Source organism: Caldibacillus thermoamylovorans, assembly GCF_000751775.1.
Taxonomy (GTDB): Bacteria; Bacillota; Bacilli; order Bacillales; family Caldibacillaceae; genus Caldifermentibacillus; species Caldifermentibacillus hisashii.
Genome location: NZ_CCRF01000022.1, coordinates 69,917 through 93,686 on the forward strand (window position 1 = coordinate 69,917; position 23,770 = coordinate 93,686).

The following is a 23,770-nucleotide window of genomic DNA, read 5'->3' on the forward strand; positions in this document are numbered from 1 at the left end:
CCGTTTGGTTCAACTAACTATTCAGTGGGGGATACCGATTCCCTCACTGAGTGAAGGAATCTCTTCTCTTATTCATCCACAAAGTCCCTTCCGTTTTTTTTTCACTATCATTTGTTCACGAAGATTCCTCATTTATATCCCATATTTTCTCTTTACTTTACCCACTGTATTTTGTTAGCAAAAAATTTCTTCCTATACAGCCCATATTTCTGCCTTTATTTTCCCCCTGTAATTTGTCAACAAAGATTTCCGCCCTTTATATCCCATGTTTTTTGCCAAATCTATTCCTTCCCTATTTTAAGAACTACATGACAGTACGCCTCAAGACCTAGTACAAAATATTTCTAAAGCTCATTATCTAAAAAGTTATTTCTCGGTAAGATGGAATCAAGAAGAAAGGAGGCAATGCACATGAAAAAATTTCTGCTCTTTGTTGGAGGGCTGGCCGCTCTTCTCATACTATTAGCAAACCTTGGCCCAATCGTACTATTAGCTCTTAGTGTTTGGCTTCTGTATATTATTTTTAAAAAATTCATCAGGAGCGATTCTACACTAGGAAAAATTGGCTGGGTGATACTTGGGTTAATTGTCTTTGGAATTGCATTTTCAAACATCTATGCAATCATCGGTGTTGCTGCAGCTTTTGCCCTTTACTATATATATAAAAGTTGGAAAAAAGATGATCACTACCCAGTTGTCGGTGTGATGAAGGATGATGACCCGTTTACAAATTTCGAACGTGAATGGGCAGAACTGAATAAGTAGGGAATATTGAAATAAAGGAAATGTACAAAAAAAGGAGCGATTGGAATGGCAAATATTTTTACACGGATTAAAGATTCGATTGAGGCGGATTTACATGATGTACTAGACAAAAAGGAACAAAAAAATCCTTTGAAAGCATTGAATCAATATTTGCGGCAAGCAGAGCAAGAAAAGGAAAGGGTTCATAAGTTAATTGAGCGCCAGTATAAACTAAAAGAAGAATTTACAAAAGAGTATCATATGGCACAGGATTTCGCGGATAAACGGTTGAAGCAGGCAAAAATTGCTGAAAAAGCCGGAGAAGAAGAAATGTATACCTTCGCAATGAAGGATTATGAAGAATATCAAGCACGTGCGGAACGGATGAAAGCATCACGTCAGGAAGCGATTGAACAATTAGAGAAACTGGAACAAAAGTATGAAGAGATGAAACATCGATTAAAGGATATGCATTTGCGCAGGATGGAATTAATGGGAAGAGAAAACATTGCCCGTGCGAACCATCAAATAAATCGGGTAATGGAAAATGTTTCTGAAAAACCATTCTCTAAGTTTGATGAAATGGAGCGGTATATTGAAGTTCTAGAAAACCAAGTGAATCGTTCCTACTACCGCAGTACATTCGATAGTAAAATTGCAGAGTTGGAAAAGGAATTAAATGAAAAAGAAAACACAAATTAGTTAACAAGGACAAAAACGAGAAATAAACATGATATACTGGTATAGGTGTCACATAGTTGACCCTATACCTTTTACTTAAAATGTTCCGCTGGTCAAATTACGATGAAAGGAGGATGACATGGATGTTCAGACGTTTCCGGACCGATGCATTTAACTGGATATTGATCATTGGTGTGCTCCTCCTTATTGCTGAAATTATTTTTTCTTTTGGCAGTACAATTATTCCCACTCTGCTCTTCATTGTTCTTCTGTTTATCGGCTGGAAAAATTTCCATAAATTATGGGGAAAAATTTTATTTTGGTTTTTTTTCCTTTGCACAGTTATTTCTGTCCTAAATATTTGGGCTGTACGTTTCTTTATTGTTGCCGTCCTTGTTCTATTTATGTTTGAATATGTAAAATCTAAAAAACAAACAGAAACGCTTACTCCTTCCTTACCGGGTAAGATAATAAATCAAGAAGATATGGTGAAAATAGAGCCATTATTTGACCATAAACTGTTCGGTAATCAAAAAACGGAAGATACGGCCTATCAATGGCGTGATATCAATATTTATGGTGCTTTTGGCAATCGGATTATTGATTTAAGTAATACCGTTCTGCCCCAGGACACGGCTGTGATCTCGATACGGCATATTATAAGGAATCGATCTAGTTTTACTTGGACCACAAGTACGCTAACTCCAATCATTAAAAACATTGTGTGATCCGAAAGGTGTTCCAATAGATGTAATTGATTCATTGAATTATGGAATGATGCATTGAGATAAAGTATTATTTGCTGCCTTAACGTTAATAGAAAACAAAGCATAGTAAGGTTCGGTTGGTGGGTCATTGATTTCACCAACCTAATTTTTTGAAGTCACACCTTATGAAAAGTTTTCCGCAAAATTTGAATAACCCATATTTAGTATGACATGAAATAGTTTTTTTGAGGATAAGACTCTCAAAAATAGGCTATTTGGGTATTTAGTAGGACATAAATTTTCGAGAAAAATGTTGAATTTTATCGAAATTTGTAATAAAGTTAGTTATTGTAAAAAGCAATATAAAAATATAGTAGATAAAGATTTTTGTGTGGCTAGAAGCGTTCCCAACAATAGATTTCCCTATCATGATGCAAACACTCCAAGAGTCCGCAACAATTTTAAAATTCAAAGTAATGATCAGTATTGAGCATAGCCATGCTAGGGCAACGTATTAACTAAAATATTTTCGTTATTCTATTGAAGAATGAAATGAGTGATCAAACGAAAAAATGTAAAGAAAATCGATGCTGTAAAAGTGAATTTTAGTACATTTTCAAAAGTGAGGGAAAAAAATTAAGAAAACGAATTCCTTTGACAGCGGAGTGTATGTTTTTCATACGTGAAAAGGGAGTAGCGCCATTTCACCGGAACCTGGAACATTTGTTGTAACTTTTGTGAAGAATGTCGCTTTTTACAGGATGAGTACGATAAAAAATCAAATATTTTAGGGCAAACTATTCGAAAGGATAGGACGCAAAGCCTAGGGTCTAAGGTTGGAAATTCAAAGATTTTCTACTATGATCGCCTGGTTGCCAACGGATGAATCAGTTTTATCTTTACAATGGCTATTCTAGGGTGACCGGGAGTAGTCATTTTTTTATACCTATAAGAAAGGATAAATTTTCCAAAAGGATATGAATTCGTTTGTTGCGGGAAATTTTAAGTATTAAGTGTAAGTGTAACAAGGAAAGTTACGCGAAAATACATCAAGCCGAAAAAATTAATTTTTCGGTGAACTATGCGTCACGAGTCACCTTAAGGCTCGGGCGCCCAAGTTTGTTTAAAATATGTGGTAAAGTCGGGGTGCGTAAATGAGTAAGTTAGAAAAGCAGATGTCGTTAAATAAAAATAACTACAATTTTTATCATGTTGTTCAGCCAATTTTTGAACTAAAGCAAAACAAAATTATTGGCTATGAGTTTTTATTGAGATCAGAACAAGTCCATAATCCTGAACGTTTATTTGAAATGGCCAAGTCAACAAAACAGTTAATAAAGCTGGACAAATATTCAATCGAGTCTGTTTTTAGATTTGTTTCTGAGAGAGAATCCGATTTAACGGGATTATTTTTATTCATTAATGTGTTTCCGTCAACCATACTGAGTTCTGGTATGAAAGAATTTTTACAAACAATATTATTAATGACTAATCTTTCTCCACAGCAGATTGTTTTTGAAATAAATGAATCTGAATGTGAAATAAATTTACCGGTATTTAAAAATGCGATCGGTCAATTAAGAAAAAATGGATTTCTGGTGGCACTTGATGATGTAGGAAAAGGATATTCAAATATGAAAACGATTCTTGAAATTAATCCGGATATTGTGAAATTAGATAAGTACTTTTCAGAAGGTTTATCAAGAACACCTAATAAACAGAAAGTATTAAAGTCAATGATTCAGCTGCTTGACTCCAGCCTGATTTTAGAGGGATTGGAAACTGAAGAGGACTTAATGAGTGCCAAAGAAAATGGGGTTACGTACGGACAAGGATATTTTTTAGGAAAACCAGCCTTATTGAATACTTATATAAAAAAGGAAGAAGTAGTTACAAGTGATTAACGAGATTAAATTGCCGAAATTGAAGGAAGAATATCGGTGGAATTTATTAAAGCAGCAGTTTGATCTTGATCCCTCAAATGTAATGTATAAAGAAATTAAGGAATCGTTAAACCGAATATTACACTATGTGTATTCCTATACAGATATTAAGTTTATTGATTTTATTGATGAAAAAGTTTTGTATGGCTATATTAAATACCATATTTCCATTAATTTTAGTATTGTCGATTTTATGCAGGTTCTAAAGGATATAAAAAACTTTATCTTTTTCCTAGAAAATATAAAAAACAGAAAAGCAATACCAAAAGTTGATTTCTCAACAAGTAATGTTCGTTTATGGCTCAGGCTTTAGGGCAAGGCTGAGGCTACCAGAAAATGATTTGAAAGCGTAAAAAAATAGGAGAACCCTTGTATGTTCTCCTATTCATACCTCAATGCGTCGATTGGGCTTAGTTTGGATGCTTTGTTGGCGGGAAGGATGCCAAAAATAATGCCAATGAACGCAGAAAATCCAACCCCGATGATTATGACAATCGGACTAACCGTTGCCGTAATAGGCGACCATTTTGAAACCATCATAGCTCCGATGATGGCAAGTCCAATACCAACAAGACCGCCAATTGAAGTTAATGTCATTGATTCAATAAGAAACTGTAATAATATTCTGCCGCGTGTCGCACCGATCGCTTTTCTCAGTCCAATTTCCCTCGTTCTTTCCGTTACCGAAACAAGCATAATATTCATAACGCCAATTCCGCCTACTAATAAGGAAATTCCGGCGATACTTCCGATGAAAAGTGTCATCAAGTTAATAACTGTATCAACCTCTTTTTCGTAATCTGAAAAGTCATTGATGTTGTACTGCCCGTCTTCAAGTTTTTTCGCTTTCGTTAATGTTTCGGCAGCAAGTCTTCCTGTTTCAGATATTTTTTCCGGGTCACTGGCGACAACGGCTAACTGCTCAATCTCTCTATTCCCGAACATCATCGAAATCACCGTACGGGGCATGAGCATTTCACCATCTTCACTACGATATTGTTCCGGTATCGGGGACTCATAAACGCCCACAACTTTATAAGGATTCCCGTTTACGTCAACAATTTCACCAATAATATCTGCTTTATTTTTGAAAAATTTTTCCCTGGCTTTCGTGTCAACCATAATCACACGATTCAAACCGTCTGTATCTCTTGAATTTATCGGGCGTCCTTCAACTACTTGAATATTTCTGGCAGTGAAAAACTCGGGTCCGACCCCGGTAATTTGCATTTCCCCTTGCTTGTCTTCGTAAACCATCGGCCCCCAGCCTTGATTGGTGGCAATAACGGCTTTAACACCCGGAACCTTGGATAATACTTCTACATCCTCAGAAGTTAACACAGGCTCCTCCCAACTCATCTCAGATTCATCTTGCCCTTCGACAGGAATCGGTTCGTACCAAAGATCAACAGCATTTTCTTCTGTAGCAAATAATTCTTCGGTCATTTTTGTTTTTGCACCCTGACCAATGGCAACAATGATAATCACCGCAGCGACCCCGATAATAACCCCGAGCATGGTTAAAATCGAACGTACCTTATGTTTCCAAATGGAGGATAATGCTAATTTAAAACTTTCAACTATACTCATGGCCTTCTCCTCTGGTCATCCGTTATTCTTCCGTCCTTTATGGTAATAACCCTGTTGGTATATGCGGCAACCTCTTCCTCATGGGTAACAATAATGACCGTTTTTCCTTCTTTGTTGAATTGGACGAATAGTTCCATGATTTGCTTACTTGTCTTTGAATCCAATGCTCCTGTCGGTTCGTCTGCTAATAGAATCGAGGGGTTATTGACAAGTGCCCGTGCAATGGCAACCCGTTGCTTTTGTCCGCCCGATAATTCATTTGGTAAATGTTTCATGCGGTCTCCTAATCCAACTTTTTCAAGCATTAGTTTTGCTTGCTCGATTCTTTTCCGCTTCGGAACACCGGCATAGATAAGTGGAGACTCGACATTTTTTAAAACATTCAACCTTGGAAGTAAAAAGAATTGTTGAAAAACAAATCCAATATGTTCATTTCTCAATTTTGCCAGTTTCTTTTCCTTTTCTTGTCCGATTTTTTCACCGTTCAACTCATAACTGCCGGAAGTAGGGTAATCTAAAAAGCCGATAATGTTCATTAAGGTTGATTTTCCTGAGCCGGATGGCCCCATGATGGCAACAAATTCACCATCTTCAATTTGTAAGCTAATGTCATGTAAGACGGGAACTTCAAGTGAACCCTTCCCGTAAACTTTGGTGATTTCACTCAATTTCATCAAAAGCGGTCACCTCCATGCCATCGTGCATACTTTCATCCGGAGACACAACGACAAGCTCATCTTTTGTTACGCCTTCAGTGATTTGGATTAATTCATCATTCATGGCCCCGGTTTTTACCTCACGTCTTTCTAATTTTCCTCCTGAAAGAACGTAACAGACGGATACCTCACCTTCATCCAAAATTGCAGTATGCGGAACAACAGGAAGTTTTTCTGCTCCAACAATTTTCACTTCAAGGGATACATGGAAACCTTGTCGAAGTTCTGATGTGTCATCGGTTATGGCAACCTTGAACGGATACATCGTTACATTTCCCCCGCCCGTATTGTCCATTGGTTCTCCACTCCCCTCGGCGTTTGGAAATTGCGAAACCGATTCAACAACACCTTTCCATTCACGATCTTTAAACACTTTTGGCCGGACAACTACTTCTTGTCCCGGTTGAATTTTTACTGCATCGAATTCACTCATCGTTCCAATTACTTTATATGGACTATTGGAAATAATATGTACGACAGGTTCAGTGGATCCTGTTTCGGTTTTCGCAATATTTTTATTTACCTTCACAACAATTCCGTCAATTTTACTGACTACGGTTAATTCCTTTTTACGCGTATTGAGCTCATTGATTAAATCTTGTGCGGCTGCGATTTCCGCTTTTGTATTTTCATATTGTAGTTCCAATTGTGTTTTTTCACTGGTCAATTGGTTTATGTCTTCTTGCGGCTCAACTGCATCAGGAGCTGACTCTTGATTGTTCGCAGGTTGTTTCTTTTTTGCCTCTTCAATCCGTTTATTTAATGCTGCAATTTGACTTTGTTCCGTATTGGCTCTCTTTTGAATTAACTCTTTTTCACGAACGGCTTTATTGTATTCAGCATCCAGATTAGTAGAGTTATATACAAATAAAGGGTCACCGGCTTTTACTGCTTGATTTTCTTCAACTTTATATTCGCTTATATCACCTTTATCCGGCTCCAAGAATACTTTTTGTTCACTCTCTGGAACAATTTCCCCGGTCACTAATATTGTTTCAACTAATTCTTGTTCTTTCGCTTTTTGAACCATGATACTCATATTTTCACTTTCACTACTTGCCACGTCTGCTTTTTTTCCTTGTGATAAAAAGATAATTATTCCTGCAACTGCTAATACGCCGACAATCGAGATAATCCATATCAAAATCTTTTTTCTTTTCACATGCCATCCTCCCAAACAAGTATTCATTCAATCTCTTAAATGTTTGTGTGTTGTAAAAATTCACTAATTACGCAGAATTTTCTACACACTACGGAGAAATTATAACAAATATTTTACAAAAATGCTACAAAATTTTTACGAGTTTTTCGGAGAGTAAGATAACCCGTTTCGATCTGTTGCATTTAATTTTACAACAAGTAACCCCTTTCCAAAATATATTAAATCATAAATATCTATGGAAAATAGTGGTATAATGAAATAAAAAGTAATGAACCATTGATTGTGAGGGATTGAAATGAAGCTTGGATTTATTAGCGATACGCATGGTGGTTATGAGGATGCACTTCAAGCTCTGGATTTGTTAAAAGGGGCTGAATTGGTTTGTCATGTGGGAGATGTTCTTTATCACGGTCCGCGAAATGATCTTCCGAAAAACTATGATCCTAAACAGTTAACGGAACTTCTTAAAAGTCGGACCGATATCGTTTATGTTCGCGGAAATTGTGATGCCGATGTGGATGAAATGGTTTTGGAGCAAGACCTTTCACAAAAATCGAGAGTCATCGAATTTGATAATTATCGGTTTTATGTTGTTCATGGATATGAGGAAACGGAAGAAGAGCGGCTGCAACGGGCAAAAGAGTTGGGTTGCCAAGTGGTCGTTTCAGGACATACACATGTAAAGGTGCTGGAAAAACGGGACGGAGTGATTGTCCTAAATCCCGGAAGTACAACGATTCCAAAAGATGAGTCGAGGTCTTTTGCGTTTTATGAAAATGGACAAATTGAATTATGGAGTCTTGATAGTCAAACGCCAATAAAGACTTTGAAATTATAATTATTTGGAGTTTCGCACGTTAGAAAACCAAAGCCCTTCTCGTCGATGGATGAGGAGGGAATTTTATTTTTGGTTGACGAGAGCATTTTTGTCGCAATTTTAAGGCGGGGAAGTCGGATTTTTGTCGGCGAGACCTGTTCTCGTCGTCGTTTTGAGTTGAGGAAGTCGGATTTTTGCCGGCGAGACCTGTTCTCGTCGCCACTTTGAGCCAGGAAACTCGATTTTTTGGCGACGAGATCCTTTCTCGACGTCATTTTAAGCCGAGAAACTTCATTTTTTGGCGACGAGACTCTTTCTCGTCGTCATTTTGAGCCGGGAAACTCCCTTTTTTGGCGACGAGCCCTTTTCTCGTCGCCATTTTGAGCCGAGAAACTCGATTTTTTGGCGACGAGACCTAATCTCGTCGTCATTTTGAGCCGAGAAACTCCCTTTTTTGGCGACGAGACCTAATCTCGTCGTCATTTTGAGCCGAGAAACTCCCTTTTTTGGCGACGAGACCTGTTCTCGTCGCCGTTTTGGGGTGGAAAACTCGATTTTTTGGCGACGAGACTCTTTCTCGTCGTCATTTTGAGCCGAGAAACCCCATTTTTTGGCGACGAGACCTAATCTCGTCGTCATTTTGAGCCGAGAAACTCCCTTTTTTGGCGACGAGACCTGTTCTCGTCGCCGTTTTGGGGTGGAAAACTCGATTTTTTGGCGACGAGACTCTTTCTCGTCGTCATTTTGAGCCGGGAAACTCCCTTTTTTGGCGACGAGCCCCGTTCTCGTCGTCATTTTGAGCCGGGAAACTCCTTTTTTTGGCGACCAAACCTTTTCTCGTCGCCAATTTGAAGCGAGAAACACCCCATTTTACCGACGAATCATTTCTCCCGAAATGAAAATAATAAGTAAGAAAAAATAAAAAATGGGAGATTGATTTATGCAAAAAACAAGTAAAGGACTTTCGGCATGGCAATTAGCTTTAATGTCATTAGGAAGTGTGATCGGGGGGTCTTTTTTCCTTGGTTTATCAGTAGCAATGAATGCAGCCTGCCCCTCGATTATTATTTCATTTATTTTATCGGGAATATTAGTTTATTTTATTCTATATGATTTATCTGAAATGACGGTCGCCAGCCCGGAAAAAGGATCTTTTAGTACTTTTGCGGCAAAAGAACTCGGGCAAGGAATGGGGTTTATCGTGGGCTGGATATATTGGACCGGAATCGTCCTATCAATGTCCAGTGAAGCGACAGCCATATCGATCTTATTACGGGAATGGTTCCCAAATGTATCAATTCCAATTATGGGAAGTTTGATTATCGTTGGCGTTACCCTACTCAATCTCCTTGGTGTCGAAAAACTGGGGAAAATTGAAAGCTTCTTATCAAGTGTAAAAATATTTATGATTATTTTCTTTATTTTGACTGCATTCGTTTTAATATTTGGAGTACTTCCGAGAGCAAATCCTATCGGTCTTGGTGAATTGGCAAATGAGCCTTTTATGGCAGGCGGAATTAGCGGAATAGCAGGCAGTATGTTATTGGTCATTTTTGCTTATGCTGGATTTGAGGTAATCGGTTTAGCTGCTTCTGAGGCAGAGAATCCAAGGGAAACCATTCCAAAAGCGATTCGCTACACGGTATTTAGTCTTGTAGGACTATATGTCATTTATGCTGCTGTAATACTGCCACTAATCCCGACTTCAGCTCTGAATGAAAATGTGAGTCCCATTGTTGCTTCATTGGACAGATGGGGAATTACTTGGGCAGGGTCGGTATTGAATCTTGTTTTAATATCAGCTATCCTTTCAGCGGTGATGGCGGCGATATTTGGTTTAGGTAGAATGATCAGGTCTTTGACTGATGAAGGGTATGCACCGAGATGGTTAAAAGATACAAAAGACGTTCCTTACCGGGGTATTTTATTCTCCGGAATGGCCATGCTTGTCGGACTCAGTTTTGGTCTTTTGTTTCCGCGGGTATACTTAGTTTTAATTTCAACAGGCGGCTTTTCCTTAATTTTTACATATGGGATTATAATGGCTACCCATATCCGTTTTCGACAAAGAAATGGGTGTCCACCGGATGGTATTTGCCAAATGCGGGGTTTTCCGTATACGTCGTGGATTACCTTGATCAGTATGATTCTAGTGCTTGTATGCATGCCTTTAATTCCGGGTCAGGGTGTTGGGTTATTTGCCGGATTAGCTATGGTTGCAATGTTTTCACTCATATATTTAGGACTTAGTTTTCAGTTAAGGGCTCGGGCACGCGGGCAAGCTATTGCAAAAATCCCACCATCTTTCAGTACGGAATTCGCAGCGGGGAGGAGAACAATACGGAAGAGAAAAGAGAAGACTAAAACGGTGTCTATCCCGGTAAGTGGTAGGCTATCACCAATACACCTTAAAGGAAGCCTAAACGGGGAGTTCATCATGATAGGCAAATGCCAAAATTAAAGAAGGAACCCCAGTCCATACCACTGAACTGGGGGGTGAAGTGATAAGCACTTAAGAAATAAACTTTCTAACATCGTCCAAACTAGTATAATTAAAAATATTACTTAGTATTAATTCCAAGCTTATGACATCCAGTTTCGAAATTTTTTCTGTCAGTTCTTTAGGCAATACACCAAATTTTTCTGTCATCTGTTGAAGAGCGATTTTAGATAATGCTTTTGCTTGCCCCAGTTCAATTCCTTTTTCTTCCCATCCCTTTTTCCATACCTTCTTCTCTTAAAATACTGGTCCCCTCTGGAAAAGTTGTTTTAGTTTCCCGTCTTATTTTATTCATATCATCTTTTGTTAAGTATCTTGCAGCACTGAAAACATATCGTATCATCGTTTCTAAAAATTCAATGCTTGTTTGTTTATCTTCCAGCTCTAGTAAGTAGTGGATACATTTACGAATAGAGTGTATGAGTTCGTCGGTGTCTTTTGTGAATATATCACGAAGTAGTGTCAGTAGAATCCGGGTTTGTACTTTGCTTTTAATATCCTATATTATACAATTTCTCTTGTTTTCCGCTATCATTTGTGTCGCCATGAAAAAGCATCAAGTGATGAGTACCGGATAAAAATAACTTAATGAACTCGAAATTGGAAATGTTTTGTCATTACTAAGGAAACAATAAAAAGAAGTTCAAAAACATTCATTATCGGAAAGTTTTTTATCCAATTGGCCAGTAGTCCACCAAGAAGCATGACAACAGTGCCAATGAATAGCCACGGAAATCTTAATTTTTTCATTAGTAAAACGCCAACTGCACCAAGGACCAGGGTAACGACCATGACCATGAGCGGGAATCCGGGTTGAGTCACATTTTCATAGGTTAAAACACCGTCCTCCCATTTGGGCTCAAGTTTCATTCCCATAATCGAAGTCAACAGTTCATATACAATGAATCCGATCGTTAACACATAGGCTAGTAATTTCCAAAGAGTTTGCCGGGTTGAAAGCAGACCGGTCTTGTGAAAAACATTCCAAGCAAAAAGAATAAGCGTAGGCGTGAACAGGGCATGGAACCAATACCGAATTTTGCTCAAAGCTTCCAGTGTATTGCCTTCTCCGATAAAACGGCCAAATGGAATGATGAGGTTATCATAAACCAGCCCGAAAATGACGAGAATAAGGAAATTGGCGTGATTCCTTATCCCGTATTTTTTTACTTGTAAGAGCTCCCATATGAATAGGCAAAGATAAGCAAATCCAAGGAAAAGGAAAAGAAAAGTCTCCATTCGTCCACACTCCCTTTTACCTAGTTTCACCTAAATCGATTGGGTAAAAACATAAGAAATTGATGTTTTAAAACTGTAATCGGTAAGGATTATGGACGAAAATTATTTGTTTAACGGGCAGTACGATTTCCTCTCAATATTTTAACGGAAATCAACTGCGCGTATCTGTTCAATTGGTTCAACTACCACCCGTAGGAACCCCCCCCCGCGGATGGAAGTTTCATTGAACATATGTGTATTATGTAAAAAATCGGCCAACGGATTATTGTGTACGAGGAAAAATCGACCCATACCATTTCGTTTGACTATCGTGTACGATGAAAAAATTGACCAATAGTGCACTTGCACGATTGGTCAATAAGTTTCACGGGCTTCTGGCTTCTAGTCACCTGATAAAAGTTGTTAATTATTCGCTTGAAGTCGCGCAGGTGGCTCTTTCTAAATATAGTTCATAAATAGAAGCGACCCATCTGCATTGTGTGTTTGTGCGAATATTTTTCAAAAGACCTTGAATAATCGCTTCGTTTAAATGTGGATTTACTAAGTCTTCTTTTAACAATAATAAAGAATCACGGACAATCGGATCATCGCTCGTTTCCTGTATTACTTCCTCCAGCTTATTTAGCACTTCTTCCTTTGAAATATCAAAGTGAAAATTAATTTTTCCTAAATATTCAGGAGTGAAAACCAAAACAGCCGAATGGTCGGCAATGATGGTGATCTTTTCAACTATCGAATGACACAATCGATCTAAATCAACCGGAAATTCGTCAATTAAAAATAACTCTGTATAACCTTTTAATAATCCGTTAACTGCATAGAGAAGTTCAAAATGCATATCCGGATTCTTTTTTGGAAACTGTCTTTGAATAATGGAAAGTAAAATATGATTGAGCGTTGACAGGTACATCTGCAGTCTGTTAAACAAATCATTATTATAGGAAAAAACTTGTTCTTTTAAAAAAAGCTTTGCAAACTTTGCATGTCTTTTAAATTCGCTTAATGAAACATAGATATAATTATAAAGCAATTGGTCTGTATGTTTTTCATTACTGACCGATTGTTCAATATCGGAAATGATATTACTCAAAAAATAATCAATTAGACCAATTATTAATTCATCTTTTGATTTAAAATAAAGGTAAAAAGCACCTTTTGATATGCCGCAACGTTCGGTTATTTGTTGAACAGATGTTGACTCGAAACCGTTTTCAGCAAATAATTCAACTGCTTTCTCTATAATTAATTGTTTTTTTGACATAAAAAAGACTCCTTATTTGACAAATGACCGATTAGTCATTATTATAAGTAAATGTATAAAAAATGTCAATTTAAGGTAGGTGGAATTGTGAAAGGATTAGTAAATTTTGTTCTGAAAAATAAATTGGCGGTATGGTTACTAACCATAATCATAATCGCTTCAGGTATTTATTCAGGTACACGAATGAAAATGGAGTCAATTCCTGACATATCTATCCCGTATTTAATTGTTATGGGGGTTTATCCGGGTGCAACTCCAGAACAAGTGATGAATGAAGTATCTATGCCAATTGAAAAAGCGGTAGAAGGAATGGAAGATGTCAAAGCCGTCTATTCAAATTCATCATCCAATGTCTCGCAGATTCAGATCGAGTACGATTATGGTGTAGATATGGATGAAAAGAAACGTCAGCTGGAATCAGCCATCGATAATGTCACATTACCGGAAGAAGTCGAGCAGCCTACGATTATGGCGATCAATATGAATATGATGCCGGTTCTTGCTCTTTCGGTTAGCAGTACAGAAGAAGATATTGTCGAATTAACATCAACAGTTGAGGATATTCTTTTACCTAAGATTGAAAAAATTGATGGTGTAGCTTCCGCTGAAATTACCGGGCAGCATATTAAAGAAGTGGAGTTCAATTTTGATGAAGAAAAAATGGCTGCGCTGGGGCTCTCGGAAGATACTGTAAAGGATATGGTAAAGGCGAGCGACATGGCGCTATCTTTAGGCCTTTATGAGTTTAAAGAGGGAGAAGAAGCTGTTGCCATTGACGGTGATATAAAAACGGTTGACCAACTGAAAGAAATGCTCATCCCTGTCACACCGACTGCTGAAAACCCGGTTCCATTTGTAAAACTTGGTGATATTGCAAAAATTGAGACAGTCGGTAAAGTTCAATCAATTTCCCGGACGAATGGGAAAGACGCGATTGCCATTCAAATTGTAAAAGGTCAAGAAGCCAATACTGTCACTGTAGTTAACGCTGTAAAAGATTTAATTAAGGATGAAGAAGCGAAAATTGACGGTTTAAAAGTGGATGTAACACTTGACCAAGGAGAACCGGTTGAACAATCCGTATACACAATGATTGAAAAAGCCTTATTTGGCGGATTAATTGCCGTCCTTATCATCCTGCTGTTTTTACGCGATGTGAAATCGACTATTATTTCAATCATATCCATTCCGGTTTCCATTTTAATGGCTTTATTGCTGTTACACTGGCTGGATATTACTTTAAATATTATGACATTAGGTGCAATAACGGTTGCGATCGGACGGGTAATTGATGACTCAATTGTCGTTGTGGAAAACATTTACCGACGTCTGCATTTAAAAGATGAAAAACTACGCGGCCGTGCCTTAATTCGAGAAGCAACAATTGAAATGTTTAGGCCAATTTTGTCTTCTACATTAGTTACAGTCGCTGTTTTTGCACCGCTCATATTTGTTGGCGGAATGGTTGGCGAATTGTTCATGCCATTTGCTTTAACAATAACTTTTGCTCTAGGTGCATCATTGCTTGTTGCGATTATCATCGTGCCAACTCTGTCACACACTTTATTCCGTAAAAAACTGTATGGTGAAAAAACAGAGAAAATACATAAAGGACTTGGAACCCTTGCAAAATGGTATAAAGGCGTTTTAGAAAAAGTTTTAAATCATAAAGTGATTACATCGGTGATCGCTATGGTTTTATTAGCCGGGTCACTGGCAATAACACCTCTCATTGGATTCAGTTTCTTGGGCTCTTCTGAAGAGAAGATGATGTTTATAACGTATACGCCTAAAGCGGGTGAGTTAAAAGAAGAAACCGAAGCCAATGTCGCAGAAGTTGAAAAGAAATTATTAAAGCGTGATGATATCAAATCTTTACAGTTGTCCATTAATGACTCTAAAAATGTCGATGCCGCTTCCATGATGATGGGTGGCAGAAATGGGGCATTAATGTACATAATCTTTGATGAAGATATGGAAAATTTCCCTGAAGTAAGAAAAGAAATTGAAGATTATGTAACAAACTTAAATCAGTCAGGTGAATGGACATCACAAAACTTTAGTACAGGTGGTATAAACTCCAATGAGTTAAGCTATACGATTTATAGTGAAGATTTGGATGATTTAATGACAGCCGTCAAACAAGTTGAAGGAGAATTATCTGATATAAAAGACTTGGAGGATGTCACATCAGATATTGAAGATCCATATGTGGAAAATGTCTTTAAAGTATCCCAAGATCATGTGCTTCAGTACGGCTTAACCACAGCCCAGATTGCCATGGCATTATCTAACGCCGGAAATAAGGAAGTATTAACAACGGTTGAAAATGATGGTGATGAAATTGAGGTTGTGATACAAAGAGATGCAAAAGTAACTCCGGATACGGTAGAAGATTTATTAAAAACGCCAATAAATACACCGCTTGGTACGAAGATTCCTTTGTCCGAACTCGTGGATGTAGAAGAAGGAACGACATTAAATACGTTAACCCGTTCAGAAGGTGAATACTACGCAACCGTTTCAGGGACAGTTATCGGTAAGGATATTTCAAAAGTAAATGCTGAAGCTGATAAAAAAATTGAAAATCTTGACTTACCAAAAGGTGTTACAACAGGAGTATCCGGTGTTGCGGCAGATATGGCTGAAACCTTTACACAATTAGGTGTCGCCATGCTTGCAGCTATTGCCATCGTCTACTTCATCTTAGTGGTAACGTTTGGTGAAGGCATGGCACCGTTCGCCATTCTCTTCTCACTGCCTTTTACCGTTATTGGTTCATTCATCGGTCTATATATTACCGGACATACCATTTCGGTACAGGTAATGATGGGATTGTTAATGTTAATCGGAATCGTTGTTACAAACGCCATTGTTCTTGTGGATCGAATTATTCATAAGGAACGGGAAGGTTTAGCAATGCGTGAAGCCATCTTGGAAGCCGGTGCAACCCGCCTGCGCCCAATTTTAATGACGGCGATTGCGACAATTGGTGCTATGTTACCGCTGGCACTTGGAATTGGAGGCGATGGGGGTCTCATGTCAAGAGACTTGGCCATTACCGTAATTGGTGGTCTGTTTAGTTCAACGTTATTGACGTTGGTCATCGTACCAATCGTTTATGAAGTGCTTTCAAAACTATTGAAGAAAAATCGGAAAGAAATCGTAGAAGATTAATTAAAAAGGAGCCTGTCCCCCGGTAATTGAGAATGTAATACGGTGGGGCCAGGCTCCTCTTTTATCGATTGAGAAACGGTGCGAAACTGAAAATGAGTGATGAGAAAAAAGTCAGTGCCATGGATAACGTAATACGTCATACGGCGCAAAATGAGAAAAAATGTTAGGCTCCGCTTTTGATTATTGCCCAAACGATAATGAAATATTTTCCAATTTTTCCTATTTTTTCGTCTCCACCTTCTGTTATAATGATATTAAGCAACAATTAATGAATCTATAACTTGTCACGGCTTTATTTTAAGGTTGGGAAAATTCCCCTTTAACGGCAAATCTTGTACTTTCACCGGATGATTCATTCAAAGAGGAAGACAAGTGGGGGAGGGGTACCTACAGCACACATCTGATTTGGGTAACGAACAATCAGTGAGGATACCGTTTTCTGCTGTTTCCCTTTATTATGTGAGAACTTGGTCCGAACGGTAGCGGAAAACGACACTGATAAAATAGAAGTTTCCCTTTATTATGTTAAACACCTTAAAATAAAGGTGTGACAAGCTTTTTATTTTGCTTAAAGGAGGAAGGACATGGCTTTAGAAATCGAACATGTTTCAAAGCGATTTGGAAAGTATACAGCTGTTGATGATTTGTCGCTTTCGATTCCTGAAAAGACGATTTTTGGTTTTTTAGGTGCGAATGGAGCGGGAAAGACAACAACTTTTCGAATCATACTAGGCTTAATGGATGCCAGTTCCGGAAATGTTTCATGGAATGGAAAGCCGGTTGATTATTCAACAAGTGACAATATTGGCTATCTTCCGGAAGAACGTGGTCTTTATCCGAAACAAAAGGTTAAAGAGCAATTGATTTTTTTAGCTAGATTAAAAGGAATGAGTAAGCAAGAGGCAGAAAAGGAGTTGGGGAGATGGTTGGAACGGTTCAAAGTTCCTGACTATGCCGATAAAAAAGTGGAGGAACTGTCGAAGGGGAACCAACAAAAAATTCAATTTATCGCTTCCGTTCTACATAAGCCATCTTTACTTATTTTGGATGAGCCATTTAGCGGGCTCGATCCGATCAATGTCGAGCTATTAAAGCAAGCTGTTTTAGATTTAAAGGAAAGCGGTACAACAATTGTTTTTTCCAGCCACCGAATGGAGCATGTCGAACAATTATGTGAGAATTTATGTATCTTGAATAAAGGAAAAACTGTACTTCAAGGCTCTTTAAAGGAAATTAAACAGTCCTTTGGCAAGAAAAATTTAATCATTCATGCGGACTTTGATGTAAGTTTTTTGAAAGAATACCCGGGTGTTCGTAAATCTGCTGTCACTCCAGAAGGTATTCAACTGCAAATTGAAGGTGAAGAGGTTGCCGGCAGCATTTTACAGGAGATTGTAGGAAGAGGGTTTATTCGGAAATTTGCCTTGGAGGAACCTTCTTTGAATGATATTTTCATTGAGAAAGTAGGTGCTTCCTATGAATAAGTTTTGGATCATTTTCTTTCATACTTTTTTAACTAAATTAAAAACCAAGTCTTTTATCGTGACAACGGTTATTACTCTTCTGATTATTGTTCTGCTGGCGAATATTACTAATATTATTGATTTCTTTAATAAAGGAGAAGAAGGGGAAAAAATTGCGGTTATTGATGAAACCGGGGTACTGTTTGACCCATTTCAAAATCAGTTAAAAGCAATCGATAAAGATATTCAATTGAAAAAATTTACCGGGGATAAAACAAAGGCTGATAAACAGGTTCAAAACGGCGACTTTGATGGTGTACTCGTTCTTTCCAATAATCAAGAGAATTTGCCGGCAGCGGTTTATCGATCATTAACCATTTCTAATACCTCATTGTTATCATCGCTGGAAAATGGACTGCAGCAGATGAAGACCCAAATGGCTGCAACCCAAATGAACTTATCTCAAGAACAGCTTACGAAATTGTACGAGCCTGTCTCCCTGAAAAAAGTTGCATTGGAAAAAGATGCAAAGACCGAAGAAGAGCTAAGCCAGGCGAGAGGATTAGTGTATGTACTTTTATTTGTTATTTATTTTGCCGTTATTATGTATGCGAATATGATTGCGATGGAAGTGGCTACCGAAAAATCATCACGGGTCATGGAAATCTTAATCTCCAGTGTGCCGCCGATCAAGCAGATGTTTGCGAAAATTTTAGGTGTCGGCTTGCTTGGGTTATTGCAACTTGCTCTCATGTTAGGAGTCGCCTATTTTTCATTAAAACAAAATATGGATTCAATGGAGGGCGGTTTTTTTGATGTATATGGGTTCGGTGATGTTCCGGTTGCGACCCTTGTGTATGCTTTTGTTTTCTTCCTGCTGGGTTATTTCTTGTATGCAACATTAGCGGCGTTTTTAGGGTCGTTAGTTAGTCGGATTGAAGATGTGAATCAGTTAATCACACCGATGACGTATTTGCTGATTATCGGTTTTATGATTGCCATGTTCGGTCTAGTTAAGCCGGATGCGACGTTTATTACAGTAACTTCTTATATTCCGTTCTTTACGCCCATGCTGATGTTTATGAGGGTGGGAATGCTGAATTTACCGTTTTGGGAGCCGATCCTTGGAATTGTTATTTTGCTGGTCACCATTATTTTATTCGCTATTTTCGGGGCAAAAGTTTATAAAGGCGGCGTCCTCTTGTACGGGAAATCCAGTTCATTTAAAGATATTAAAAAAGCCATGCAGTTAACGAAAAATGAATGAGAAAAGGGAATAACTGTAAATGGACATGTGGAATGTTCGGAAGCGAGTCGATCGATGAGACAACTGCCATTGGGTTGTCTTATAGAGTTTGTTCAATGGGGCACATTACTTCAAATGATTGAATAATGTTCCATCGCGTTCAGAAGTGAGCCGATTTTTATGAGAAAACCGCCATCGAATTGTCTTTTAGAGCAGTTCAATGGGGTATATCACTTCAAATAATTAAAAAAAGCCCCATCGCGTTCATATAAGAGTCCACCTATGAGGCAAAACTGCCGAAGTTTGAGAGGTCACTGAAAAACTATTTGATTACATTCACTAACACAATATATAGTATGATAAAACCCAAAAATACATCAAAATACGGTGCTTAGCAAGATTATTTCGCACCTTTTTCAGTGGCCTCGAAGTTTGAAACGGTTTTGTCTCATAGTTAAAAAATAAGAGTGAAGCCGGCTTAAAAATGAATGCTGCGTGAAATTGACTTCAAGAAGGTTTACCTAATTTAATAAGAATGACTCCGATTAAGCCGCCAACCAGGTAACCGCCAAGCCCTAAATATATAGGTCCGGGAAAGTATTTGGAACCAAAAAATTACCCCCACCGTCGCAAACATTCCGGATAAAATGAAAGGCAATTTGTGTGAAACAGGAGGCGCACATTTTCGTTGAATTTCATAACTAACTTCATATGCATCCCAATGTGATATGTCAAAAATAGCTGGATAAAATAAAATCCATTGGTAGTTTAATATCGTTTGCGACTTTTCAATATCACCTAAAAATGCGTACAACAGGGCTTCATTTAAATGCCCATAAAAATTAATAGTCGTATTGGGGATTCCGAATAAAAGCCCCTTTAATAATTGACCGTTATATATTTGCCCGAATCCTGTCATTAACCAACCACAAAGAATAGCGATAAAAGGTCAAAAATCTCCGTTTAACATTTTTTAGCATTCACCCTTAAGTTTCATCATTCCCTATAATGAACTGACTTATGTGACACCAACAACTAAGCCTTAATTAGATAGGTTATTTGGTTTTGTTTAGCTATTTCCTTTGCCCCTCTATTTTTGATATAGTTTTACTTGATAACAGGCAGATGGATGAAAAACAGAGGAGTAAAGGTGGATAAAATGAGTCAAACAATACCAGTAAAGAAAAATGATTACATAGATGTAGAATTTGTTGATTTAACCCATGAAGGACAAGGGGTAGCAAAAATTGACGGCTTCCCGGTATTTGTTCCGGGTGGGCTGCCGGGTGAATCTGCGCAAATTAAAATTTTAAATGTGAAAAAGAACTACGGTTATGGGAAATTGATCGAAATTAAGGAAAAAAGTCCGTACCGCGTAGAGATTCCAAAAGAGGACATGCACAAATACGGCGGTTGTCAACTTCATCATATGTCTTATGAAGGTCAGCTTCAATTTAAACAAAACTTGGTGGAACAGACACTAACGAGAATCGGAAAGTTGCAAGATGTGAATATTCATCCGATTATTGGTATGGAGCAACCTTTTCATTATCGGAATAAGGCGCAAGTTCCGGTTGGTGAGAGGAATGGACGGTTGATTACCGGATTTTATAAACCACGCACCCATGAAATTATTGATACGGATGAAAGTGTTATTCACATGGAGGCCATTAATGATGCGATTAAGATTGTAAAAGAAATTTGTAGTGAACTTGGAGTTACGGCATACAACGAAGAAGCGCATACTGGTGTGTTACGGCACATTATGGCGCGCTTCGGACGGAAAACGGACGAGTTAATGATTGTCCTTATCACGAGGACGGAAAAATTGCCCCATCGGGAGGAAATTGTTGGAAAAATTGTGGCTGCATTACCGAATGTTAAATCGATTGTCCATAATGTAAATCCGAAGCGGACGAATGTGATTTTAGGAGAAAAAACGCAGGTGCTCTGGGGGCAAGATGTGATATATGATTATATCGGAAATGTCAAATTTGCTATCTCACCACGATCCTTTTACCAAGTGAACCCGGTACAGACGCAGGTTTTATATGATAAGGCGTTGGCATATACAGGTCTTACCGGTGAAGAAATTGTCATTGACGCATACTGCGGAATAGGAACGATCTCATTATTCTTGGCACAACAGGCAAAAAAGGTGTACGGGGTGGAAGTAGTCTCGGATGCAATTAATGATGCGAAAAAGAATGCTGATTTGAACGGGATAACGAATGTGGAATTTACGGTGGGAGAGGCTGAGACCGTGATTCCAAATTGGGCAAAGGAAGGAATTCATGCGGATGTTATCGTCGTGGACCCGCCAAGAAAAGGTTGCGATGCGGCGTTGCTTAAGACAATTATTGAAATGAAACCGAAGCGGGTTGTTTATGTAAGCTGCAATCCGGCAACATTGGCTCGGGATTTAGGTATATTGGAAGCAGACGACTATCAAACCGTGGAAGTCCAACCGGTAGACATGTTCCCGATGACGATGCACGTTGAGTGCGTTTCGCAGATAGTTTTAAAATGAAAAAATGAGGCAAGATAAGGTTTCTCTCTTGCCTCTATTCAATTTTTGGTGTGGTAAACCGGTAATGAATTATTGGTGTACCGTCCTCTTTTACCTCGATTCGATTAATCAGTCGATGGAGAATATCCTCGGTTAATTCATCGAAATTTAGGAATTGAAGTAATTCCTTTTTGAGCTTTTCAATCGTTTCGATTACATCCTCGCTTTCCATCAATGAAAGAAGTTCATTTTTCTGTTCCATTAATTCAGTTAAATCCTTGTTCGTTGCTTCAATACTCTCTTGATATTCTTCATTGGTAATGATTCCGTCAGCTAACAGGTTGATGAATCTTCTTTTTCGATTTTGTAAAACATCAATCTGTTTGTTAATCTTATTGATTTTCTTTTGAGAATCCGATTTTGTACTTTTCGATTTTCTCTCCATCTTCTTTATATATTGCTCTTTGTCAATTTGATGAATTAAGGATTTTATGTCATTTAGAATTGTTTCTTTTAAAAAATCCTCTTTTATTGTGTGGGCGGTACAAGCTTTTTTTCCATGACGTGCATAAGCCCCACAAATGTATCCGTCTCGATTGCTTCGGAACCACATACCTGTACCACAATCGGCACAAAAGAGGACATTAGTAAAAAGATGTATCTTGGGTGCTGTAATATATTTTCTTCTCTGCTCTAATTGATTTTGGACAGCATCAAACGTTTCCCTAGATATAATTGGCTCATGTGCATTTTTGATAATAAACTGTTTTTCTTTAGGAACGTTTTTTCTTCTTTTACTTGTTACACTTACTGTCGTTGTTCTTCCTTGAACAAGATCCCCAACGTAATGGGGATTTGTCAAGATGCATCTAATTGTAGAATCATGCCACTTATCTCCTGCGTTTGCTTTTCCAGCTATTTGAGCAGGGGTTGGAACTCCCTCGTTATATAGCCGTCTTGCAATACTTTGTCGTCCGTTTCCTTCCAAATATTCTTTAAAAATTCGTCTAACAATATTTGGTGTCTCATCATTACGGATATACAATTTTCCATCTCTTACTTCATACCCATATGGAGGGTTTGATCCTTTAAAAAGTCCATTTTTTGCTCGAGTTTTTAATGTCTCTTTCACACGATTACTCGTGTTTTGAGATTCTTGTTCGTACATCCATGCATAAAGGCCAAACATATGAGTGTTCCCTGTTAATGTATTGATCGCATTATCTAATGTAATAATGTGAATCCCTTGGTTTTCACATAAGTTTTTGATTTTATAGGATAATTCTCCATTTCGGGCAAGGCGTGATAACTCTTTGGCAAGAATGATATCGAACTTCTTATCCTGAGCATCTTCAATAAGTTTTTGAAGTTCTTCTCGTTTTGCCGTCGTCCCGCTCTCAACGTCAATATAAAATTTGTAAATATCCCAACCTTTTTCCGCTATATAATTATAAAACAGTTCTTGCTGATATTTTAAGGAATCTTTTTGTTCTTCTTTATCGGTAGAAACACGAACATATACTGCACATCTCATTTTGAATCATACTCCTTCTCGTCTTTTTGAGATGTAGCAGTGTTTACCTTACTAGCATTATTGACGAGTTCTTCAATTTTATGATCAATAATGGAATTTATAACATCCATGAAGGTGAGCGAAGTATCTGCAAAAATTCGCTCAACGGTGTTTTCTGATCTATTCATGATTTATCGCTCTCCCTTTTATAATTTTTCAATATAAAAAAATCCGCAGAATTACATAACCAATAATGTGAATGGTTACGTAACCTCTGCGGTTCTCGCTTTTTATTGGGTTACACTATTTATTTGACTTTGTACAAATATTCTTCAATGCGATGTTTATAGGTATTTCCCTTTCTATTGTAACGATTTCTTCTATACTCAAATAAGAAATTAGTTAGCTGTGAATGTTCTTCTGTTGAAAGTTTTGATGGATGATTCACTCTTATATAGAGAAATCCCTTTAGATTTCCTTGGTTGTTAATCATTTTTCTTCT

At 37.9% G+C, this 23,770-nt stretch carries 22 protein-coding genes, 2 pseudogenes and 1 riboswitch; of the genes and pseudogenes, 14 read left to right on the forward strand and 10 right to left on the reverse strand.

Annotation, left to right across the window (positions count from 1 at the left end):
• Positions 1 to 411: 411 nt before the first annotated feature.
• The 6 genes and pseudogenes from BT1A1_RS03200 (at position 412) to BT1A1_RS03220 (ending at position 4,388) form a co-directional block, all read left to right on the forward strand.
• On the forward strand, positions 412 to 765 hold the full coding sequence (locus BT1A1_RS03200; protein WP_034768035.1) for a lmo0954 family membrane protein: 354 nt from the start codon (positions 412 to 414) through the stop codon (positions 763 to 765).
• A 45-nt stretch (positions 766 to 810) separates the two neighbouring features.
• Positions 811 to 1,446, forward strand: a complete 636-nt coding sequence (locus BT1A1_RS03205) for a PspA/IM30 family protein (RefSeq protein WP_034768038.1) — start codon at positions 811 to 813, stop codon at positions 1,444 to 1,446.
• A 464-nt stretch (positions 1,447 to 1,910) separates the two neighbouring features.
• Positions 1,911 to 2,075, forward strand: a pseudogene (locus BT1A1_RS19615) (LiaF domain-containing protein); the annotation flags it as partial.
• 19 nt (positions 2,076 to 2,094) lie between these two features.
• Positions 2,095 to 2,211, forward strand: a pseudogene (locus BT1A1_RS19620) (PTS sugar transporter subunit IIB); the annotation flags it as partial.
• Between the two features lie 702 nt (positions 2,212 to 2,913).
• Positions 2,914 to 3,012, forward strand: a riboswitch (cyclic di-GMP riboswitch).
• 274 nt (positions 3,013 to 3,286) lie between these two features.
• Positions 3,287 to 4,036: an EAL domain-containing protein gene (locus BT1A1_RS03215; protein WP_051988982.1), complete on the forward strand. Its 750-nt coding sequence runs from the start codon at positions 3,287 to 3,289 to the stop codon at positions 4,034 to 4,036.
• On the forward strand, positions 4,029 to 4,388 hold the full coding sequence (locus tag BT1A1_RS03220) for a hypothetical protein (protein WP_034768040.1): 360 nt from the start codon (positions 4,029 to 4,031) through the stop codon (positions 4,386 to 4,388). Before BT1A1_RS03215 ends, BT1A1_RS03220 begins: the two co-directional genes overlap by 8 nt.
• Positions 4,389 to 4,456: 68 nt before the next feature.
• Here BT1A1_RS03220 and BT1A1_RS03225 read toward each other — a convergent pair whose 3' ends face one another.
• The 3 genes from BT1A1_RS03225 to BT1A1_RS03235 are packed head-to-tail and all read right to left on the reverse strand — an operon-like array spanning position 4,457 to position 7,543.
• On the reverse strand, positions 4,457 to 5,665 hold the full coding sequence (locus BT1A1_RS03225; RefSeq protein WP_034768041.1) for an ABC transporter permease: 1,209 nt from the start codon (positions 5,663 to 5,665) through the stop codon (positions 4,457 to 4,459).
• Positions 5,662 to 6,342 carry an ABC transporter ATP-binding protein gene (locus BT1A1_RS03230; protein WP_095142264.1) on the reverse strand — a complete coding sequence of 227 codons (681 nt, stop codon included), beginning with the start codon at positions 6,340 to 6,342 and terminating at the stop codon, positions 5,662 to 5,664. Before BT1A1_RS03230 ends, BT1A1_RS03225 begins: the two co-directional genes overlap by 4 nt.
• Complete coding sequence (locus BT1A1_RS03235; protein WP_081912257.1) at positions 6,326 to 7,543, reverse strand: efflux RND transporter periplasmic adaptor subunit; 1,218 nt, start codon at positions 7,541 to 7,543, stop codon at positions 6,326 to 6,328. The genes BT1A1_RS03230 and BT1A1_RS03235 overlap by 17 nt, the downstream gene beginning before the upstream one ends.
• 295 nt (positions 7,544 to 7,838) lie before the next feature.
• Between BT1A1_RS03235 and yfcE the strand changes: the two genes are divergently transcribed.
• Positions 7,839 to 8,381 carry a phosphodiesterase gene (gene yfcE, locus BT1A1_RS03240; RefSeq protein WP_034768046.1) on the forward strand — a complete coding sequence of 181 codons (543 nt, stop codon included), beginning with the start codon at positions 7,839 to 7,841 and terminating at the stop codon, positions 8,379 to 8,381.
• A 69-nt stretch (positions 8,382 to 8,450) separates the two neighbouring features.
• Positions 8,451 to 8,588, forward strand: a complete 138-nt coding sequence (locus tag BT1A1_RS18455; RefSeq protein WP_156103159.1) for a hypothetical protein — start codon at positions 8,451 to 8,453, stop codon at positions 8,586 to 8,588.
• A gap of 63 nt (positions 8,589 to 8,651) precedes the next feature.
• Here the strand turns inward: BT1A1_RS18455 and BT1A1_RS03245 are convergent, their stop codons facing one another.
• The gene (locus BT1A1_RS03245; RefSeq protein WP_034768048.1) at positions 8,652 to 9,155 is read right to left on the reverse strand and encodes a hypothetical protein; all 504 of its coding nucleotides are present in this window, start codon (positions 9,153 to 9,155) and stop codon (positions 8,652 to 8,654) included.
• On the opposite strand from BT1A1_RS03245, the gene BT1A1_RS18460 reads away from it, so the two are divergent.
• Both BT1A1_RS18460 and BT1A1_RS03250 read left to right on the forward strand, forming a co-directional pair.
• Positions 9,127 to 9,282 carry a hypothetical protein gene (locus BT1A1_RS18460; RefSeq protein ID WP_156103160.1) on the forward strand — a complete coding sequence of 52 codons (156 nt, stop codon included), beginning with the start codon at positions 9,127 to 9,129 and terminating at the stop codon, positions 9,280 to 9,282. The two genes, BT1A1_RS03245 and BT1A1_RS18460, sit on opposite strands and share 29 nt — an antisense overlap.
• An 18-nt stretch (positions 9,283 to 9,300) precedes the next feature.
• Positions 9,301 to 10,821 (forward strand): amino acid permease, encoded by a 1,521-nt coding sequence (locus tag BT1A1_RS03250; protein ID WP_072012634.1) that lies wholly within the window; start codon positions 9,301 to 9,303, stop codon positions 10,819 to 10,821.
• 51 nt (positions 10,822 to 10,872) lie between these two features.
• Here BT1A1_RS03250 and BT1A1_RS19625 read toward each other — a convergent pair whose 3' ends face one another.
• The 3 genes from BT1A1_RS19625 to BT1A1_RS03265 form a co-directional block, all read right to left on the reverse strand.
• Positions 10,873 to 11,058: a DUF4351 domain-containing protein gene (locus BT1A1_RS19625; RefSeq protein WP_368976681.1), complete on the reverse strand. Its 186-nt coding sequence runs from the start codon at positions 11,056 to 11,058 to the stop codon at positions 10,873 to 10,875.
• Positions 11,059 to 11,445: 387 nt separating this feature from the next.
• Entirely contained in the window at positions 11,446 to 12,099 is a 654-nt protein-coding gene (locus tag BT1A1_RS03260) for a hypothetical protein (protein ID WP_034768049.1), read from the reverse strand.
• Between the two features lie 406 nt (positions 12,100 to 12,505).
• Positions 12,506 to 13,360, reverse strand: a complete 855-nt coding sequence (locus BT1A1_RS03265) for a TetR/AcrR family transcriptional regulator (RefSeq protein ID WP_034768051.1) — start codon at positions 13,358 to 13,360, stop codon at positions 12,506 to 12,508.
• Between the two features lie 87 nt (positions 13,361 to 13,447).
• Between BT1A1_RS03265 and BT1A1_RS03270 the strand changes: the two genes are divergently transcribed.
• From BT1A1_RS03270 to BT1A1_RS03280, 3 genes are all read left to right on the forward strand, one after another.
• Positions 13,448 to 16,537 (forward strand): efflux RND transporter permease subunit, encoded by a 3,090-nt coding sequence (locus tag BT1A1_RS03270; protein ID WP_034768054.1) that lies wholly within the window; start codon positions 13,448 to 13,450, stop codon positions 16,535 to 16,537.
• Positions 16,538 to 17,121: 584 nt separating this feature from the next.
• Positions 17,122 to 18,021, forward strand: coding sequence for an ABC transporter ATP-binding protein (locus tag BT1A1_RS03275; RefSeq protein WP_034768056.1), 900 nt, complete (start codon positions 17,122 to 17,124; stop codon positions 18,019 to 18,021).
• Entirely contained in the window at positions 18,014 to 19,267 is a 1,254-nt protein-coding gene (locus tag BT1A1_RS03280) for an ABC transporter permease (RefSeq protein ID WP_034768058.1), read from the forward strand. The genes BT1A1_RS03275 and BT1A1_RS03280 overlap by 8 nt, the downstream gene beginning before the upstream one ends.
• 505 nt (positions 19,268 to 19,772) lie before the next feature.
• On the opposite strand, the gene BT1A1_RS03285 is transcribed toward BT1A1_RS03280, so the two are convergent.
• Positions 19,773 to 20,165, reverse strand: coding sequence for a hypothetical protein (locus tag BT1A1_RS03285; RefSeq protein WP_034768061.1), 393 nt, complete (start codon positions 20,163 to 20,165; stop codon positions 19,773 to 19,775).
• A 240-nt stretch (positions 20,166 to 20,405) separates the two neighbouring features.
• On the opposite strand from BT1A1_RS03285, the gene rlmD reads away from it, so the two are divergent.
• Positions 20,406 to 21,776 carry a 23S rRNA (uracil(1939)-C(5))-methyltransferase RlmD gene (gene rlmD / locus BT1A1_RS03290; protein WP_034768063.1) on the forward strand — a complete coding sequence of 457 codons (1,371 nt, stop codon included), beginning with the start codon at positions 20,406 to 20,408 and terminating at the stop codon, positions 21,774 to 21,776.
• Between the two features lie 34 nt (positions 21,777 to 21,810).
• On the opposite strand, the gene BT1A1_RS03295 is transcribed toward rlmD, so the two are convergent.
• Both BT1A1_RS03295 and BT1A1_RS19015 read right to left on the reverse strand, forming a co-directional pair.
• On the reverse strand, positions 21,811 to 23,289 hold the full coding sequence (locus BT1A1_RS03295) for a recombinase family protein (protein WP_034768065.1): 1,479 nt from the start codon (positions 23,287 to 23,289) through the stop codon (positions 21,811 to 21,813).
• Positions 23,286 to 23,456: a hypothetical protein gene (locus BT1A1_RS19015; RefSeq protein WP_162835916.1), complete on the reverse strand. Its 171-nt coding sequence runs from the start codon at positions 23,454 to 23,456 to the stop codon at positions 23,286 to 23,288. Before BT1A1_RS19015 ends, BT1A1_RS03295 begins: the two co-directional genes overlap by 4 nt.
• Positions 23,457 to 23,770 lie beyond the last annotated feature (314 nt).